At 67.5% G+C, this 17,268-nt stretch carries 14 protein-coding genes; 4 read left to right on the top strand and 10 right to left on the bottom strand.

The window, feature by feature from the left end:
- From ACIBJH_RS46670 to ACIBJH_RS46625, 10 genes are all read right to left on the bottom strand, one after another.
- On the bottom strand, positions 1-3,347 hold a 3,347-nt coding region (locus tag ACIBJH_RS46670; protein WP_399123112.1), incomplete at its 3' end, for an amino acid adenylation domain-containing protein.
- A gap of 116 nt (positions 3,348-3,463) precedes the next feature.
- On the bottom strand, positions 3,464-4,447 hold the full coding sequence (locus ACIBJH_RS46665; RefSeq protein WP_399123111.1) for a methyltransferase: 984 nt from the start codon (positions 4,445-4,447) through the stop codon (positions 3,464-3,466).
- 109 nt (positions 4,448-4,556) lie between these two features.
- Complete coding sequence (locus tag ACIBJH_RS46660; RefSeq protein ID WP_399123110.1) at positions 4,557-4,775, bottom strand: MbtH family protein; 219 nt, start codon at positions 4,773-4,775, stop codon at positions 4,557-4,559.
- A 72-nt stretch (positions 4,776-4,847) separates the two neighbouring features.
- Positions 4,848-5,972 (bottom strand): beta-ketoacyl synthase N-terminal-like domain-containing protein, encoded by a 1,125-nt coding sequence (locus ACIBJH_RS46655; protein WP_399123109.1) that lies wholly within the window; start codon positions 5,970-5,972, stop codon positions 4,848-4,850.
- A 56-nt stretch (positions 5,973-6,028) separates the two neighbouring features.
- Positions 6,029-7,276: a beta-ketoacyl-[acyl-carrier-protein] synthase family protein gene (locus ACIBJH_RS46650; RefSeq protein WP_399123108.1), complete on the bottom strand. Its 1,248-nt coding sequence runs from the start codon at positions 7,274-7,276 to the stop codon at positions 6,029-6,031.
- On the bottom strand, positions 7,273-7,518 hold the full coding sequence (locus tag ACIBJH_RS46645) for an acyl carrier protein (RefSeq protein ID WP_399123107.1): 246 nt from the start codon (positions 7,516-7,518) through the stop codon (positions 7,273-7,275). Before ACIBJH_RS46645 ends, ACIBJH_RS46650 begins: the two co-directional genes overlap by 4 nt.
- A 65-nt stretch (positions 7,519-7,583) precedes the next feature.
- Positions 7,584-8,384 carry a phosphosulfolactate synthase gene (locus ACIBJH_RS46640; protein WP_399123106.1) on the bottom strand — a complete coding sequence of 267 codons (801 nt, stop codon included), beginning with the start codon at positions 8,382-8,384 and terminating at the stop codon, positions 7,584-7,586.
- A gap of 25 nt (positions 8,385-8,409) precedes the next feature.
- The gene (locus tag ACIBJH_RS46635; RefSeq protein WP_399123105.1) at positions 8,410-9,411 is read right to left on the bottom strand and encodes a hypothetical protein; all 1,002 of its coding nucleotides are present in this window, start codon (positions 9,409-9,411) and stop codon (positions 8,410-8,412) included.
- A 56-nt stretch (positions 9,412-9,467) separates the two neighbouring features.
- The gene (locus ACIBJH_RS46630) at positions 9,468-10,280 is read right to left on the bottom strand and encodes a thioesterase II family protein (protein WP_399123104.1); all 813 of its coding nucleotides are present in this window, start codon (positions 10,278-10,280) and stop codon (positions 9,468-9,470) included.
- Between the two features lie 286 nt (positions 10,281-10,566).
- The gene (locus ACIBJH_RS46625) at positions 10,567-11,859 is read right to left on the bottom strand and encodes a glycosyltransferase (RefSeq protein WP_399123102.1); all 1,293 of its coding nucleotides are present in this window, start codon (positions 11,857-11,859) and stop codon (positions 10,567-10,569) included.
- A 665-nt stretch (positions 11,860-12,524) separates the two neighbouring features.
- Here ACIBJH_RS46625 and ACIBJH_RS46620 point away from each other — a divergent pair.
- From ACIBJH_RS46620 to argH, 4 genes are read left to right on the top strand one after another with little or no spacing between them, the layout of a single operon-like run.
- Positions 12,525-13,295 carry a kinase gene (locus tag ACIBJH_RS46620; RefSeq protein WP_399123101.1) on the top strand — a complete coding sequence of 257 codons (771 nt, stop codon included), beginning with the start codon at positions 12,525-12,527 and terminating at the stop codon, positions 13,293-13,295.
- Between the two features lie 8 nt (positions 13,296-13,303).
- A complete protein-coding gene (locus tag ACIBJH_RS46615; RefSeq protein ID WP_399123100.1) occupies positions 13,304-14,368 on the top strand; it encodes a PLP-dependent cysteine synthase family protein in 1,065 nt (354 codons plus the stop codon).
- Positions 14,365-15,621, top strand: a complete 1,257-nt coding sequence (locus ACIBJH_RS46610) for an ATP-grasp domain-containing protein (RefSeq protein WP_399123099.1) — start codon at positions 14,365-14,367, stop codon at positions 15,619-15,621. The genes ACIBJH_RS46615 and ACIBJH_RS46610 overlap by 4 nt, the downstream gene beginning before the upstream one ends.
- Complete coding sequence (gene argH / locus ACIBJH_RS46605) at positions 15,618-17,195, top strand: argininosuccinate lyase (protein WP_399123098.1); 1,578 nt, start codon at positions 15,618-15,620, stop codon at positions 17,193-17,195. The genes ACIBJH_RS46610 and argH overlap by 4 nt, the downstream gene beginning before the upstream one ends.
- Positions 17,196-17,268: the final 73 nt, after the last annotated feature.

Genomic DNA, 17,268 nt, shown 5'->3' with positions numbered 1-17,268 from the left:
CCCGCCACATCCCCCAACGCCGCCCGCAACGCCCCCACATCCAACGCCCCACTCAGACGGACGGCGAGAGGAATGTTGTACGTCGACGACACGCCCTCCAACTGCCCCAGGAACCACAAACGACGCTGAGCGAACGACACCGGAAGCACCTCCGGCCGCACCCGCACACCCAACCGCTCCCGAACCCCACCACCCTCATCAACCCGCCCGACAAGACCCGCCACCGTCGGCGCCTCGAACAACGCCCGGATGCTCACCTCCACCCCAAGCACCGACCGGACCCGACTCACCAGACGAGTCGCCAACAGCGAATGACCACCCAGCTCAAAGAAGCTGTCGTCGATCGACACCGACTCCATCCCGAGGACCTCGGCGAACAGACCGCACAGGATCTCCTCCCGCAACGTACGCGGCCCACGCCCCACACCCGCGGCATACTCCGGGGCGGGCAGCGCCTTCCGGTCCAACTTCCCGTTCAGGGTCAACGGCAGAGCGTCCAGCACCACGATCGCCGACGGCACCATGTACTCCGGCAACCGCTCCGCCACGAACGCACCCAGTACGCCCTGGTGCACGCCGGCCGGGTCCGTGCCGGCGGGCGGGACCACGTAGGCCGTCAGCCTCTTGTCGCCGGGAGTGTCCTCGCGGAGGATCACTGCGGCCTGGGCCACTTGGTCGTGTCCGGCCAAGATCGTCTCGATCTCGCCCGGCTCGATGCGGAAGCCGCGTACTTTCACCTGGTCGTCGACGCGACCGATGAAGTCCATGGTGCCGTCGGCGAACCAGCGGACCACGTCTCCCGTGCGGTACATCCGCTCGCCCGGTCCGCCGAAGGGGTTGGCGACGAAGCGGCTCGCGGTCAGTTCGGGGCGGTTGAGGTAGCCGCGCGCCAGGCCGTCACCGGCGATGTAGAGCTCGCCACCGACACCGGGGGCGACCGGCCGCAGCGCCTCGTCGAGGACGTAGAGCTGGGTGTTCCAGAGAGGTCGGCCGATGGGGACCGTGTGGTCCGGTACCTGTCCAGGGTCGCGGAGCGGGTTGACGGCGGAGAAGACGGTGGTTTCGGTGGGCCCGTACTCGTTGGCGACGACCGTGCCCGGGCAGGCCTCCAGGACACTTCGTACCGCGGTGGCCGAGGCCACGTCGCCGCCGGCCCAGATCTCGCGGACGCCCTGGAAGCAGGCAGGGTGTTCTTCCGCGAGGACGCGGAACAGGCCGGCACTGACGAACAGACCGGTCACGTCCTGGTCGGCGATCACCTTGGCCAGATCGGCAGCGTCCAGCAGCCCTGCCGGTGCCACTACAACACACCCGCCGGTGAGCAGTGGCGTCCATATCTCGAAGGTCGATGCGTCGAAGGCGTAGGGAGAGTGCATGAGCACGCGCTCGTGCCGGCCCGAGCACCAGTACTTGTCGGCGGCCAGGTGGACGACGTTGCGGTGGGTGTTGGCCACCCCCTTGGGTACGCCGGTCGAGCCGGAGGTGTACATCACGTACACGAGTTGCTCGGAGTGAACCCCGGCCGCCGCCCTCGGGCTGCCCACATTGCTGTCCGCGGCCGTGCCGCTGTCGGCTCCGGATGCCGTCTCTCCCTGGTCCGTGATCCGGATCACGGGTATGTCTGCGGCGAACCCGATGTCGTGCGGAGCCCTGTCCGTCAGCAACACCACGGCGGCGGTGTCCTGCAGGATGAACTCGGAACGCGCGGCCGGCTGGTTCGGGTCGATGGGTACATACACGCCTCCGGCCTTGAGGACCGCGAGGGACGAGACGACCACGCCCACGGAGCGTTCCTGGAGGACCGCGACCCGGGATTCAGTGGTCACACCTGCGCGGAGGAGTCGGCGGGCCAGTCGGTCTGCCCTGGAGTTCAGGTCCTCGTACGTCAGGACGGTGTCGCCGCTGGTCACAGCGTGGGCGTGAGGTGTCCGCGCCGCTTGGGACTCGAAGAGTTCATGGACAGCGACGTCGTGCGGGTAGTCGACGGTGGTGTCGTTCCAGTGGACGAGCATCCGCTCGCGCTCGTCCGGTTCGACCATGTCGGCCTGGCGCAGGGGGGCGTCGGGGTTTCTGACGAGCTGGTCGAGCAGGTGCAGGAAGCGGGTCTGGTGGCCGGCGACCTCCTCCGGGTCGTAGAGGTCGCGGTTGCCGTCGAAGTCGATGGTCGGTCCGCGGCCCTCGTCGGGGTCGCGGACGACGATGCAGAGGTCCGGCACCGGACCGCTCGAAAGATTGTGCGGGACACCGTGGAGATCACCCAGGGATATACCGTCGTTGAACGAGATGATGTTGGCGACGACGTTCCAGATCCGTTGGGCCTGGTTTCCCCCGCGGATCTCGCGGATCAGGTTCTCGGACCGGAAGCGTTGGTGGCGCAGTGCCTGGTTGACCTCGGTGGTGGCCTGGCCGAGGAGATCGCTGAAGGAGTCCTCGCCGGAGACCTTCAGACGGAGGGGCAGTACGTCCGAGACCGTGGTGAGGGTTTTCCGGGCATGCGGCGACTTGCGCCCCATGACTGGAAGGCCGAGCACGATGTCCTGTTCGCCGGTCATGCGGCTGAGGTAGACGAAGACGGCCGCGATGAACACCACCGAGCGGGTCGACCTGCGGGTGTGGGCGAGGTCGCCCAGCCTGACGCTGTCGGCATGGTCCAGTTGTGTCGTCACCCGGGTGAAGCGGCCGTTGATGCTGGGCTCGCGGGACGCGAGCGTCGTCGGATGCGGACGGTCCGCGAACTTGTCGAGCCAGTACTCGCGGTCGGCGGCGAACTTCGGGGAGGTGAGGTACTTGTCGTTCTCCTCGCGCAGCGGGCCGAGGTTCCTCGCGGCTTCGTCCGCGGCCGGGACGGCGGTCCCTGACCGGAGGGCCGTGTAGATCTCCCCCATACGCTGCTGGAACAGTGCGCCGCCGTAGCCGTCCATGAGGATGTGGTGGAACCGGGCGTACCAGAAGTGCCGTCGGCTGGATATCTCGAACAGGGCGAAGGTCCAGAGCTGATCGGTGAGGATGCCCACGGGTTTCACGAGGTCGGCCTGCATCCAGTCCCGCGCCGCGGTCTCGGGGTCGGGTTCAGCGGAGACATCGATGAGCTGGACAACCGGCACGAGGGAGGGAGCGACGGTCTGCCGTACTCCGTCCGGTCCCTCGCTGAACCGCAGGTGCAGGACCTCGGATTCGCGGAAGGCCTGCTTGCAGGCCTCCTGGAACAGGACAACGTCGATCTCGCCCCGGAACTCGACATACTCGGCGATGTTGTAGGCATGCCCCGAGGGGTCCAGCTGGTGGCCGAACCAAATGCCGGCCTGCGCAGTGGACAACTCCCAGTGAGCGCTCTGCTCTTCGGACACCCTCATCACCTCAAAATCGAAGCCAAAACTGGAACGGACAGCACGACGGCACCCTCGTGTGCTGGGTGTCGCTCTCAGACCTTCGTCTCGCGCCCGGCGACCTGCTGTTCGGTCGGTCAGCCGAGGATCCTGTGCGCCTCGATCACGTTGAAGAACGAGTTCGCGAGTGGAGTGGCGTTCGAGATCTGCAGGCCCGCGAGTCGCAGCAGGGAGCGGTACTGGCCGAGGGTGCGTTCCCGGCCGCCGAGGACGACCATCATTCCCAGGTCGCTCCACCACGCCGGATGTGGTTCGTTCGACTCCGGCAGAATCATTTCGCAGATGAGCAGACGGCCGTCCGCTTGCAGCGCCTCCCGGCTTCTGCGCAGGATCTCGATCGCTTCGTCGTCCTCCCAGTCGTGCAGGATGCTGCACATCAGGTGCGCATCCGCCCCGGTCGGCAGGGCTCCGAAGAAGTCGCCCGCCGCGGTCTCGCAGCGGTCCCGCAACGGAACCAGCTCTCCGGACAGCTCTGCTCTCTCCACCACGTTGGGCCGGTCGAAGAGGATTCCCCTGATGTGCGGATGCGCCGTCAGGATCGCTTCGAGGATCGTGCCCTTGCCTCCGCCGATGTCCAGGACGCACCGCACGCCGTCCCAGGCGGGGAGCGCTGCCAGGCCTGCGTAGAGACGGTTTGCCCGCTCCCGCATACGCTCGTCGAACGTGGCGCCCACCGCGGAGTCGTGGTCCTTGTGCGCGAAGAACCCGGCTCCGAACTCGCTGTCGAAGGCCGGCTGACCGGTGGAGATCGTGTCGGCTGCACCGAGCCACGCACGGTACGAGTCCACGTTGCTGAGCGTGGCCCGCATCGAGACGGGAGAGTCACTCCGCAACAAGTGGCCCAGCTGGGTGAGAGAGAACCGTCCCTCGCTGTCCTCGGTGAAGAAGCCGCAGCTGGCAAGGGTCCTCAAGAGCCGCTCCAGGGCCCCCGGGGCCACGTTGAACACTCTGGCCAGGTCTTTCACGTTCTTCGCCGAGTCGGAGAACTCGTCCGCGATCGCCAGGCGTGCCGCGACGGAGAGCGCGTACGGCAATACGGCGACGATGCTGTCGTCGGCCATGCGGAGGAATTCGCGAACGATCGGGTCAGTCGCGGTGGCGATGACACGCTCTCTGTCCGTACTCACCCAGCTGTGCCTTTCAGTCTTGACGTCGGTTCAAGAGGTCGGTTCAGGAGTTGGTGTCGCCCATGGCCTCCACCAGGCTCTTCGGGCGCATGTCCACCCAGTTCTCATTGATGTAGTCGAGGCAGGCCTGACGGGTGTCCTTGTCGTGGACGACGGTCCATCCTGCGGGCACTTCGGCGAACGAGGGCCAGAGGGAGTGCTGCCCCTCGTCATTGACCAGAACTACGTAGGTGCCCTCGGGGTCCTCGAACGGGTTGGCCATGGTGTGTTCCTTCCTTGCAGAACGGATTCCTTGGTGCCTGAACGAATCCAGCGGATCCGTGGACCAGGTTCTCTATCGACCGATCGGCAGCAGGCGCAGGACCGCGCCGGCCACCGCTCCGTCGGGATCGGCGGCTGTGACGACCACGAGGTGGTCTCGGTCGCCGCCGCGGCGCTGTGCGGTGCTCAGCAGCGCCAGGATCTGGAAGAGGGAGGCGGCGGCGGACGTGTCCCCGATCAGTGAGCCGATCTCGGGGCGGACGACTGCCTCCACGCCGAACATCCGTGTGAGGAGCCGGGTCTCCATCGACTCGGACGTGCCGCCGCAGCTGCTCGACATGGCGGCCCGCACGTCCTGGGCGGAGACTCCGGCGGCCTCAAGCGAAGCGGACACGCAGCGCTGAAGGGCCTCGGCGGGATCGCCGTTCACGTCGACGCGCGACGTGACCGACAGCACCTCGGCCAGCACGCTGCGCCCTGCGGCCAGCGCCTCAGCCTCCGATCGTTCCAGCAGCAGCACGGCTGATCCTTCGCCCAACTCCACCCGGTCCTCGGAGCCGGGTCGTCGGTGGTACTCAAGCCAGGAGCGGGCTTGGGAATACTCCTCGGTGGCGCCGACCATCACGGTGTCCACACGGTGCTCGACCAGCAGCCGCCGACCGTATTCCAGGGCTATCAGGCCCGCTACCCGGCCGGCAGCGATGGTGCTGTTGGGCCCACGGACGCCGTGGAAGATGGCACTGGCGGAGGCCGACCTGTTCATCGCCATGTTCGGGAGGGCCACGGGCGGTACGTCCTGAGGGCGTCGGCCCTCGAAGGAAGCGCGGGTCACATCGGCGTAGCCCTGTGCGCTGCCGGCCGTTGTGCCCAGTACCACGGCGGTCTTGAACCCTCCGTCGGAGACGATCTCGGGCACGTCCCGCAGCAGTTCCCGCATCGCGGTGATCACCAGTCCCGCGGCTCGATCGAGACCTCTGGTTCCGGTCATCCCCAGCACCTCCCGGACGCGGAAGTCCGGCACCAGCCGGGCACTGGCGTCCGCCACGACTCCCCATTCGGCGATGTCGGGCGGACCAGCGGTCTCATGGCCGGCCGACAGTCCCTGCTCGAAGGCCTCGCGTCCCACACCGAACGGCGACACGGCGGACCAGGCGGTAATGACCGGACCAGTCGCCCGGTTCGTCTCGGTCCCTGACACGGCTGCTCCTTTGGTGGCTTCGGCGTCATCCCTGCTGTCTGCTTCCGTGTGCGCCACTAGTCGTCGTGCCTGCCGAGGAGCACCACAGCGTTGTTGCCGCCGAACGCCAGGGCGGTGTTCTGAACGATCCTGACGTCAGCTTCGACCGAGTGGTTGGGTACGCAGTCGACCGCGCATTCCGGGTCCGTCTCTCGGTGATTGGCCGTGGGCGGAATGAAGCCGTGATGAATGGCGAGGGCGCCGGCCACCGCTCCGATGGCACTCGCCGCGCCCATGGTGTGTCCGATCATGGACTTGATCGCCGACATGCGCGGCATGGCATCGCCGAAGACGTCGCGCATGGCTTGGGCTTCGACGAGGTCGTTGGTCTTGGTTCCAGTGCCGTGCGCGAGGACGAGATCGATGTCCTCAGTCTTGATCCCGGCGTCGTCGAGGGCCAGCCGCATACACCTCCCCACGCTCTCCCGTTCCGGGGCCACCGGGTGGTGGGCGTCGCAGTTCAGTCCGTAGCCCATGACTTCCGCGTAGACGCGTGCGCCGCGCGCCCGTGCGGATTCGGCGTCCTCCAGTACGAGCATGCCCGCGCCCTCGCCGAGCAGCAGGCCGTCACGTTCGGCGTCGAACGGGCGGCACTCCGTTTCGGCGATCAGGCTGAGTCTGGTGAAGCCGGCCAGGTTCTTGCGGCACAGTACGTCCGCCCCACCCACCAGGGCGTATGCGCACTCTCCGGACCGCACGGCGTCCAGCCCGGCACCGATGGCGTAGTTTCCGGCGGCACAGGCGGTGGCGATGGACATCGCTTCTACGTTGCCGAGCCTCAGCTCCCGCGCCACGTGCACGGAGAGCTGGGAAGCGGGCACCCGGCGGGCCAGCTCCGCGGGCATGTCTTCGAGGGTTCCGGGGAGGACTGCCTCGACCACTGCCTCCAGGTCCGGGTTCCCTCCGTCCGTCGTTCCGACAGCGATGAATCCGCGCCGTTGCTCCTGCAACTCCGCAAAGCTCAGATCGGCATCGGACAGGGCCATGCGGGCCGCCGCGATGGCAAGTCGGGCCGCCGGCCCGACTTCCTCAATGGGAAGGTGGAGAATCCAGTCCTCCGGCGTGACCCCAGCCACCTGGTGACCGCGCCGGTACGGAAACCCTTCAGTGTCGAATCGTGTTATCCGCGTTGTGCCGACCAGGCCCGCCCGCAGTGCTCCGGCGAACTGCTCGACACCGTTGCCAATGCTGGAAAGTACACCCATGCCGGTGATGACCACACGTCGATCTCCGCGATCTGTCTTGCCCCCCGTGCCTGCCATCATTTGGCCTTAGCGGTATCAAGAAGCTCAAGCACCGTCTTCAGGTCGACCATACGCTTCAGATCCTCCCGAGCTATTTCGATGCCGAATACGACCTCTATGCGGCTCACTATCTCGATGGCATTCATGGAGTCTGCGCCGTAGTCCTCCAGGAACTGCCCGGTGAGGGTCAGCTCGTCTTCTTCCATTTCGAGAATGCCGCAGATGATTTCACGAACCATGGCCTCGCGCTCGGCAGAAGGCACAGCTGCCCCTTCCCTTCGGTCCTGTGACAGCAAAAAAAGTTACCGTTGACCAGAAATGGCCAAAATCATTTGCCCTGGAACGTACGCTCATAGGAATCGCTATGCAGGCCGTGACGGTAGGTTTCTACTCTGAGTATTTCTTCCAGCCGCACGTTACCAAGCGCGACATCGGCCTTGAAATGATCGAGCAGTGCAAACTGGCTCGGCTTGGTGGGTGCCTCGAAAATCAGGCGCTGTAACCCGAACTCGTCGGCCAAAGCGTCGGCCAGCTGGCCGTTCAGCCTGCCCCGGGAATCGAAGAGCCCCACGTCGGCGGCATTTTCCCGCCCTTCGACGACCAGATGAGTAGCACCCTCGCTCAGCCACTGCGCGCCCTCCTCGATAAGCTCCTTCACCGTCACCTCGTCGAAGGATCCGGCGTGTTTTCCGCCTATCTCATAGCTCACCGTGAGGCCGCGGGAGGTCGCCGCCTCCATCACGCGTCCGGGGTGGAGATCGGTGCGGGTGAATCCCTGGCCCGCCTCGATGCCTGTCAGGCCCAGTCGCCGGCACAGGTCGAAGTACTCCTCCAGGTACCCGCGGTCCGCCGCTATCTCGAACATCCCACCGCCGACCGTCACCGGCAGATCGTGATCCCGGGCGGCGCGGATCTTCTGCCGCAGGCTGCTGTCCTCGATGAGCAGCCACGTCGCCATGGAGAGCTTGAGTCCCGCCATCAGCGCATGGCTCTGACCGATGTGGCTCGCCACCGTCCCGACGTCGTAGCCCGGGTCGAAGGGGTAGGTACGGGGGGCTCGTCGGACGATGCCCAACGATTCGAGGAAAGCCTGTTGCGGAGAGGCCGCATCATTCACTTCGAACACCATTTGATCTTTCCTTCATTGAAAGGGGTCACCTTTCGAGACGAGTGCCCACGCCGCTCTCGACCGCTCGTCTGTAGATCGCGGCGGCGCAGGAAATGTCTCCGATGGCTTGTCCGATGGGGTTGAAGAAGATGGTCTCCTCGGGTTTCTCCCGTCCCGGGCGCGAGCCCGTGACGAGGTCGGAGAGGTCCGCGTGGCAGCGCTCGGGCCCGAAGGTGCCTTGCTGCGCCATGGTGTGCAGCAGCTTCCCGGGCCGCATCACCTGCTCGTAGCAGTCGACGACGATCTTGTCGCTCTTGAGGACCACATCCGGCATCGGGTCGGCGAGCGAGACGTTCAGGAACAGTGAGCCGCGCGGGACCCATGCGGCGGGGATCCACGGCCCGGGCGCGGTGGTGACCACGAGGACGACATCGGCTCCGCGCATGCATGTGGCGGCGTCGCCGTGGACCGTGACAGGGAGCTGATGCTCGTTCTGCGCCCAGCGGGCGAAGGCCTCCGCCTGCTGCGGGGAGACGTCGTGGACGTCCACGGCGTCGGGACTGCCCCACGTCTCGCAGAGGAGGGAGAGGTGCGTCCGCGCGAGGAGTCCGGTTCCCAGGACGGCGAGGCGCCTGCCCTCGGGGGCCAAGTGGCGGCAGGCCAGGACGGAGACCGCCGCGGTCCGCCACGCGCTCACGACGGAGCCGTCCATGATCGCAACGGGGTAGGCGCTATCGGCATCGTTGAGCACGATGACGGCTGATGCTCTGGCGAGCCCGCGGACTTCGTGGTTGTCGTGGGCGCTGCCGATCCACTTGATGCCGGAGATACGGACGTCCCCGCCCACGTATGCGGGCATGGCGATGATGCGGTCGGTCGGATGAGGGCGTTCAGGGCGACGCAGGTAGGGCTTGAGCGGCTGCACCACGTCGTCCTCGGCCTGGGCGCGCAGCGCGACTTCCATCGCCTCGACGAAGAGGGCGTACTCGCGGCCGACGGCGCGTTCGACGTCGGCGGCCGACAGGTACAGCAGTCCATCATGTGCCATGGGCTCCAACGCGTTCAAGATTCCTCCCGCATCCCGTTCGTGACCAATTCAATCGCTCAGTTCTCCGCGTTCGACCTGAGAGGTAAAGGTTCCGCAATTTCACCGGCAAGCCAGCGGATGGTGCGGTGCACCTCGTGTGCGAGTTCCTCTTCATGCTCCACGAGATAGAAATGGCCACCGGGGAATTTGTGTGACACATAGGACCCTGTCGTGGCGTCCTCCCATGCGGCCACCTTATTCCACGGAACATCGGCGTCGTCAATGCCGGCAAAGGCGGTAACGGGCGTAGAGATCCTGCGAAGCGGCTGCGGAGAGTACTCCCGCAAGAGGCTGAAATCCGAACGAATGGCGGGCATGACCAATTCGCGTAGTTCTGGCTGCAGTACCGGGGCAGTGTCCGCACCATCGATCCTGCTCAGTTCGGCGATCAGCCCTTCGTCACTACCGTCCGGCCATTCCCGCTCAGACGGCAGGTGGGGCGCCACCTGGCCGGAGACAATGAGCCCGAGCGGCCGGTGGGCAAAGGAGATTTCCAGGCGCCGCACCACCTCGAATGCGACCCAGGCACCCATGCTGTGACCGAACAGCACAAGAGGGGGATCGCGAGCGAGGTACGGCTGGAGGGCTTGGGTTACTTGGACCGCGAGCTCGTCCATCCTGGATATAGGTGGCTCAGTGATGCGGTCCTGCCGACCGGGATACTGAACGGTCAACAGCTCGACTCCGGGGGGCAGCCACCGAGCCCAGGAGTTGTAGAAACTGGCGGCACCACCGGCATGCGGCAGACACACGAGGCGTAAGCGCGTTTCATGACATCGCCCGACACGCCGAATCCACTCCGCTCCGGGAGTGAGGCGGTCAACAGGCATGCCCAGCACCGGATTTGTCTGGCAGATCCCCGAGTTCACAAGAAGCTTCCGGGGTCGCTCCGGAGGAGCTCTCCCCTAACGCCGCGAAGAGCGGCGCACCGACACTTGGACAGCGTCGAGCCATGCTATTCACCCCCGTGTGAGTTAGCACATTTTGTGTTGCAGATGTGAAACCGTCAAGATCCTAGGCGAGTTGGGCGGCAAGGGCAACGAAGTTTCCCTCACAACCACCAGCCACCCGACGCACCGATGACGCTCGGCGCCCGGTCCCGACGCGTGCCTGCCGTCAGAACGCCTTCGTCTGGCCGGCTTCGTGGATGCGCTCCAGCCCGCGCACGGCATCTTCGACGGCGTTCTCCGTGCTCAACTGCTCAGCGAGCCGCTCGGCGTTCCGCGTGATGCGCCCGTCGGTCGACGTCGTGACGATGGCGGACGCCAGGGCCTCGCCCGTCAACTCCCGGAATTTCACCGGCGCCGTCGACACTCCGAGCCCGTGAACGTGATCCGCCCACATCTGCTGCTCGTTGTGGAACGGGCAGGCTATCTGGGGGATGCCGGCCGTCAGTGCGGCGTTGTACGTTCCCACGCCTCCGGCGTGCACGGCGGCGCGCACCCGCGGGAAGAGCCAGTCGTAGGGGACGTCCTCGACCACCATGATGTTCGCCGGCGGATCGCTGATCCGCACACCTCCCCAGCCCTCCACCACGACCGCACGCACCCCGGCCTTGCGAACCGCCTCGACGACCAGCTCACCGGTCTCCTCGGGATCGCCGACGAACATGCTGCCGAAGCCCACCGAGATCGGCGTCGCACCGTCGCCCAGGAACTCCACCAACTCGGCCGGGGGCTGCCAGCCGGGGTGGTGTGGCAGCGCCCAGAAACCGGTGGTGTGCACCCAGTCGGGCCAGTCGGAGGCCGGCTTGAGAACGTGCGGGCTGAAGCCGTGGAGCACGGGTGTCGGATTGCCGTGGGCATCGGTCCTGAAGTCGGTGGAGCCGTCCCGGGGCGGGAGCCCGAGCACGTCCGAGCGCCACGCCGACACCCAGTCGGAGATCGGCGGTGTGAGGGGCCCGTTGGCCCTGGCGTGATCCTCAAGGTTGGTCTTGGTGGGCCGCAGCCCCGGGCCGGGCGAGTACTCGCGGGAGACGACATAGTGCGGATAGAGGGAGGCCAGGACGTGTGGCACGCCGAGCCGCTCGGCGATCTGGGGGACCACGTACCGGGAGGACGGCGAGTAGACGATGACGTCGGCCCCGTCGGCCGCCACGTCCCATATTTCCCTCAGCATCAGCGGAAAGACCCGGGGAAAGAGCGCGATCGTGGCCTCTTGGAGCTGGCGCTGCGCCTCGGGGGCGTCGTTGTGCAGGTACAGCTTCCTGATGTCCGGGCGGGACTGGAGTCGGACCAGTTCGTCGTTGAGCGGGGCAAACGGCACCCCGTACGTCTCAGCCAAGGGCCCGTACAGGCGCGGTCCGGCCAACACGGCGGTGTGCCCCGCCCGCTTGAGCCCGTACGCCAGTGCCAGGTATGGCTGAATGTCGCCGCGGCTTCCGTCCGCGACATACACCAAAACCTTCAATTCCGTTCCTTCCTGAACCGGACCTGGAACCCACACACACGGCGGAAAACCGCCGAAGGAATCGAGGCGGTCCGCAACCGGCCGACGTGTGGGAGGGAGGGGGCGGCGCATGTGCCGCAGTGCACGGCGGCCTCCCGCTTGAAAACGTCCCGGCCCGCTCCCCCGCAGGATCTTCTGGATCGTACAGACGTCCCTCATGAGAGCCACGAGATCGCGTCAACTTCGTTGCCCGGAACGGCTGTTGGGCGTCTCGCAGCCGAGTGCCCGGGCAGGCCGCCCGTGGACGGTTCCCGCCCGGACTGTGTCTGTGATCACTTGCAAAATGCCTCGACCGAAGGTCAAATCAAGGGGTTATGGTGCCATGGGCCACGGGGGCACACGAGGGGACAGGGCCATCCCCCACCACAAACATCGCCGTCTTCCGGCACTCGTTCCCCCTGCGTGCTCCACCTGCTTGCGCCCCTCCACCAGGGAGGACGGATTCGAGCAGGGATGCGACAACCGTCAAAGTGCCGGAGAGAGTCGGGGAACAGGTGCATCAGAGCGAAGGGCGGGTGGGTGAGGCGTCGGCCCCGATACACCACGGCGAATTGCTCCAAGGCTTGTTCCCCGACAGAGGCACACTCCGCCGCGGTCTCGTGACCCTTCCCTGCCCACTCCATTCCGTGCACGCACGGTTCACCTCGAACGGCCGGGCCGACGTCGCCGTTTTCCCCGCCTGGCGGAACAAGGCGCGCACAGCGGCCCGACTGACCCTGGCCGCCTACGGCTTACCCGTCGGCGGCCACCTGCGCATATCGAGCGATGTACCGCTCGGGCGCGGATTCGGATCCTCCACGAGTGACGTACTGGCAGCGATCGGCGCCGTTCAGGACAGGTACGCGCTGCGCCTGTCCCCCGCGGCCAAGGCCCGGCTGGCAGTGCGCGCCGAGATCGCGTCCGACTCACTGATGTTCGACTCGACAGCCGTACTCTTCGCCCATCGGGACGGCGACGTCATCGAGAACTTCGGCCACCCCCTTCCGGCACTGCACGTCCTGGGCTTCGGGTCGCGGCCGAGTCAAGGGGGCCGCGGAGTCGAGACCCTGTCCCTGCCTCCCGCCCGCTACACCAATGACGAGGTGCTGCGGTTCGCCGAACTGCGCGCCCTGCTCCGCGAGGCCGTACTCGCCAAGGACGTGGAGCAGCTGGGGCACGTGGCCACCGCCAGCACCCTGCTCAACCAGCGCCATCTCCCCATCCCACAGCTCGACCGGATCCTCGAAATCGCCGAGGAGGTACGGGCGTTGGGTCTCCAGATCTCGCACAGCGGGGACATCGCGGGACTGCTCTTCGACCGCGACCACCCCTCACTCGACGTCCGCTCCGCACATGCCGAGGCATCGCTGCGTGACATCGGCATCGTCGAGTCATGGAAGTTCACGACGAATGGATGAATGGGATCATGTCAACCCATCAGTCAAGCGCTTATCCCTCGGTGATCGAGGCGGTGGAACTGCCGAAGATCATCCATGTCGGCGGGAACCTCTACGCCGCCGCGTTCACCCTGATGAAGCTCCTCCCCGCCCGCTACATCATCGACAGGGCCATGGCCGCCGGAGACCTGACCCCTGACACGCCGGTCATCGAGACGTCCTCCGGCACCTTCGCCCTGGGCCTCGCGCTGGTCTGCCAGCAGCGGGGGTTTCCGCTCACCATCGTCGGTGACCGGTCCATCGACGACGACCTGCGCAACCGCCTGGAGATGCTCGGCGCCGAGGTTGAACTCGTCGAGGACCGCGGACAGCCCGGCGGCATCCAAGGGGCGCGGCTGGCAAGGGTGGAGGAGTTACGCCGGGCGAAACCCGGCAGCTTCGTCCCGCAGCAGTACACCAATCCCGACAACCCTGCCGCGTACGCCTCGGTGGGCCAACTGGTGTCCCGGACCCTGGGGTCGGTCGACTGCATGATCGGACCAGTCGGTTCGGGGGGGTCCACGTGCGGCATCGCCTCGACGCTGCGCTCGGACACCCCCGGGCTGCGCCTGATCGGCGTCGACACACACGGATCCGTCATCTTCAAGGCGCCGGAGGGGCCACGACTGCTCAGAGGCCTGGGCAGCAGCATCGTTCCGGGGAACGTCGTGCACGCGGCGTACGACGAAGTCCACTGGGTGGTGCCCGGCGATGTCTTCCACGCCACCCATGAGCTCTACCGGCGTCACGGCCTCTTCATGGGTCCAACCAGCGGCGCCTCCTTCCTGGTTGCCTCGTGGTGGGCGCAGCTGAATCCGGACGACAAGGTGCTGATGGTGCTCCCCGACGAGGGGTACCGCTATCAGTCCACCGTCTACAACGACGTCTGGCTGCGTGAACAGGATGTCCGGTCCGCGCCGGCCACCGCGGGGCCGCGGCTCGTGGAGCGGCCCGGCGAGGACGGCGGGAGCTGGTCCAGGTTCCTGTGGAACCGCCGTACGTACGAAGATGTGGGCGCCTTCACCGGCCTGGAGACGCAGGGGAGCATCGCGTGACTCAGCCCATGCTGCTACTGGTCGAGAGCAACACGACGGGAACGGGACGGCAGTTCGCCCGGCGGGCCAGGAGCCGGGGGATCCGGCCCGTCATGCTGTGCGCGGATCCCGGGCGCTACCCGTACGTGGCCGAGGACGACGTGCGCGCCATCGTCGTCGACACCGCGGACGAACACGCGGTCCTCGCCGCCGCGCGGCGACTGCGGGCGGACGGGCCGATAGCGGGGATCACCTCCAGTTCGGAGTACTACGTGGCCGCGGCTGCCGCGACGGCGCGCGCCCTCGACCTGCCCGGCCCGGATGTCGACGCGGTGCGCGACTGCCGCGACAAGGCACAACAGCGGCGCCTCCTGAGTGAAGGGGGCGTGGCCGTCCCCGCACACGAGCGTGTCGGCAGTGCGGGCGAGGCGCGGGCCGCCGCCGACCGGATCGGCTATCCCGTCGTGCTGAAACCGGTCCAGGGTTCCGGGAGTCTCGGGGTGCGGCTGTGTGCGGACGGGGACGAGGTCGCCGCCCACGCCTCCGGGCTGACGGCCGCGGCGGCGAACGAGCGGGGCGTCGCGGTGCCGCGGTACCTACTCGTCGAGGAGTACCTGCGCGGCGACGAATACTCGGTGGAGGTGTTCGGACACACGGCGGTGATCGTCGTCGCGAAACGGCTGGGCCCGCTGCCGGACTTCGTCGAGCTGGGCCACGACGTTCCGGCCGCGCTGCCGGAGGCCGACGCGGCCACTCTGCGTGAGCAGGCCGTGCGCGCGGTGAAGGCACTGGGACTCGGCTGGGGCGCCGCACATGTCGAACTGCGCATGGAACGCGGCGACGTCCACGTCGTCGAGGTCAATCCCCGGCTGGCCGGCGGCATGATCCCGGAGCTGGTCCGGCACGTCCTCGGCATCGACCTGGTGGACGGCCAGGTCTGTGCGGCCGTCGGTGCGGACCCGGCCATGACACCGCAGGCAGTCCCACGGACTGCGGCCATCCGTTTCCTCACCGCGGACCGCCCGGGATTCCTCGACGACCGTATCGGGACCGAGCGGGCGCTTGCCGCGGCCCGTGCCGTGCCGCACACGGAGACGGCCGTGCTCTACCGGGCTCCTGGCCGGCCCGTGGAACCCGCCCGCGACTTCCGGGGCCGGCTCGGACACGTCATCGCCACGGCCGACGACGCGGCGCTCTCCGGCCCGGCCGCCGAGAGCGCGCTGCGCGAACTGGCGGGCGCACTGCGCCCGACGACCGAGGAGTCGCCCGCATGAACACCCAGCGCACCACAGATACGGCAGCTGCCGCGGCCGACCCCGGCGTGAACACCGGCAGGCTGAGAACCGGGCTGAACGACGAGGCGCATGCGATCGTCTACGACCAGTATCTGCCGGCCGACCGCACGGCGGACGGGCTCGGTGAGGAACTCCGCCTCATCAGCGAGGTCGACCGCGCCCATCTGGTGATGCTCGCCGAGCGCGGCGTCCTGAACCCCGCGCACGCAGCCGCGCTGCTGCACGCGATCGACGATCTGCGCCGCTCGGACTTCGCGCCGGTACGGGCCAGATCCATGCCCCGGGGCGTCTATCTCGCCTACGAGGGCACCCTGACGGAGCGGCTCGGCGAGGAGATCGGCGGCGTGATGCACACCGGCCGGTCCCGCAATGACCTCAACGCGACGACGGCCCGGCTGCGGGGACGGCAGCACTTCCTGCGCCTCGTGGAGGCTACGGCGGCCCTCGCCACCGCCCTCCTGGACCAGGCCGAGGAGCACCGGTCCGTCGTCATGCCCGCGTACACCCACGGGCAGCCCGCGGTCCCGATCACATACGGCCACTACCTGGTCGGAGTGGGCTGTTCCGTGATCCGTGCGCTGGCGGACCTGCTGTACGCCGGACGGGAACTCGATGTCAACCCGCTGGGCGCCGGCGCGGTCGGCGGTACGTCCGTGGCCATCGACCCGGAGCGCACAACCGTCCTCCTCGGGTTCACGGCACCGGCACCCAACTCGGTGGATGCGGTGGCCTCCCGGGATTTCGCACTCAGGCTGCTGGGGGCGGCCAGTGGTCTGGGCGTCTCGGTCGCTCGCACCGCGCGGGACTTCACGGCCTGGACGTCGGAGGAGGCTGCCCTCGTGCACCTCGCCGACGACCTCGTGGGCTCCAGCTCCATGATGCCGCAAAAGCGGAACCCGTTCCTCCTGGAGCACATCCAGGGGCGGGCAACGGCAAGCTTCGGCGCGTTCACGGCTGCCGCCTCCGCGATGGCCACGGCGACGTACACCAACGCCATCGCTGTGGGCACCGAGGCTCTGCGGCACACATGGCCCGGTCTGGAGAACACGACGGACGCTGTGACGCTGCTGCGCCTCGTCGTGCGGGGCGCCACGCCAGATGCCGAGCGCATGCTGCGGCGGGCCGTCGACGGGTTCACTCCGGCCACATACCTGGCCGAGCGGCTGGTCGCCGCGGGGATGCCGTTCCGCAGCGCGCACCATTTGGTGGGCAAGACGGTGCTGCACGCCCTCGATACGTCGCGCTCCCTCGCGGAGGCCGCCCGCGACGTTCCGGAGATCGCCCGCCTGGCGCCACACCACTCCGCGGCGGCCGTGGGCCAGGCGGATGACTGGCTGGAACCGACGGCTGTCGTGCGGGCCTCCGCCTACGGTGGTGGACCTGGTGGTGAAAGCATCGCGCGCGCAGTGGCCGAGCTCCGGTCCGATCTCAAGGCAGCGCAGGTCGAGGGTGCCGAACGCAGGAACCGGTGGGCAGCCGGGGCGGCCGTGCTCGACAAAGCGGTGGAAAAGTTGGTGTCATCGCTCCCCAGCGCGTCTCCTGGACGAGTTTAAAGGCGAAGACGTCGTCGAGCGGCACCTGTTGGGGGTTGTCGAGGTCCGTGGGCATCGGCCCGGCGATCCTGCT

This window comes from Streptomyces sp. NPDC050548 (assembly GCF_044457385.1).
Classification (GTDB): Bacteria; Actinomycetota; Actinomycetes; order Streptomycetales; family Streptomycetaceae; genus Streptomyces.
Note: the sequence above shows the minus strand (reverse complement) of the source record. Positions and strands in the feature narration are given on the sequence as shown.

Excerpts from the sequence above, each read along its gene's own strand:
- ACIBJH_RS46615 (WP_399123100.1), top strand. The coding sequence starts at position 13,304 with ATGTCAACCCATCAGTCAAGCGCTTATCCCTCGGTGATCGAGGCGGTG.
- ACIBJH_RS46630 (WP_399123104.1), bottom strand. The coding sequence starts at position 10,280 with ATGCCTGTTGACCGCCTCACTCCCGGAGCGGAGTGGATTCGGCGTGTC.
- ACIBJH_RS46660 (WP_399123110.1), bottom strand. The coding sequence starts at position 4,775 with ATGGCCAACCCGTTCGAGGACCCCGAGGGCACCTACGTAGTTCTGGTC.
- argH (WP_399123098.1), top strand. The coding sequence starts at position 15,618 with ATGAACACCCAGCGCACCACAGATACGGCAGCTGCCGCGGCCGACCCC.
- ACIBJH_RS46640 (WP_399123106.1), bottom strand. The coding sequence starts at position 8,384 with ATGGTGTTCGAAGTGAATGATGCGGCCTCTCCGCAACAGGCTTTCCTC.
- ACIBJH_RS46635 (WP_399123105.1), bottom strand. The coding sequence starts at position 9,411 with ATGGCACATGATGGACTGCTGTACCTGTCGGCCGCCGACGTCGAACGC.
- ACIBJH_RS46665 (WP_399123111.1), bottom strand. The coding sequence starts at position 4,447 with ATGGCCGACGACAGCATCGTCGCCGTATTGCCGTACGCGCTCTCCGTC.
- ACIBJH_RS46650 (WP_399123108.1), bottom strand. The coding sequence starts at position 7,276 with ATGATGGCAGGCACGGGGGGCAAGACAGATCGCGGAGATCGACGTGTG.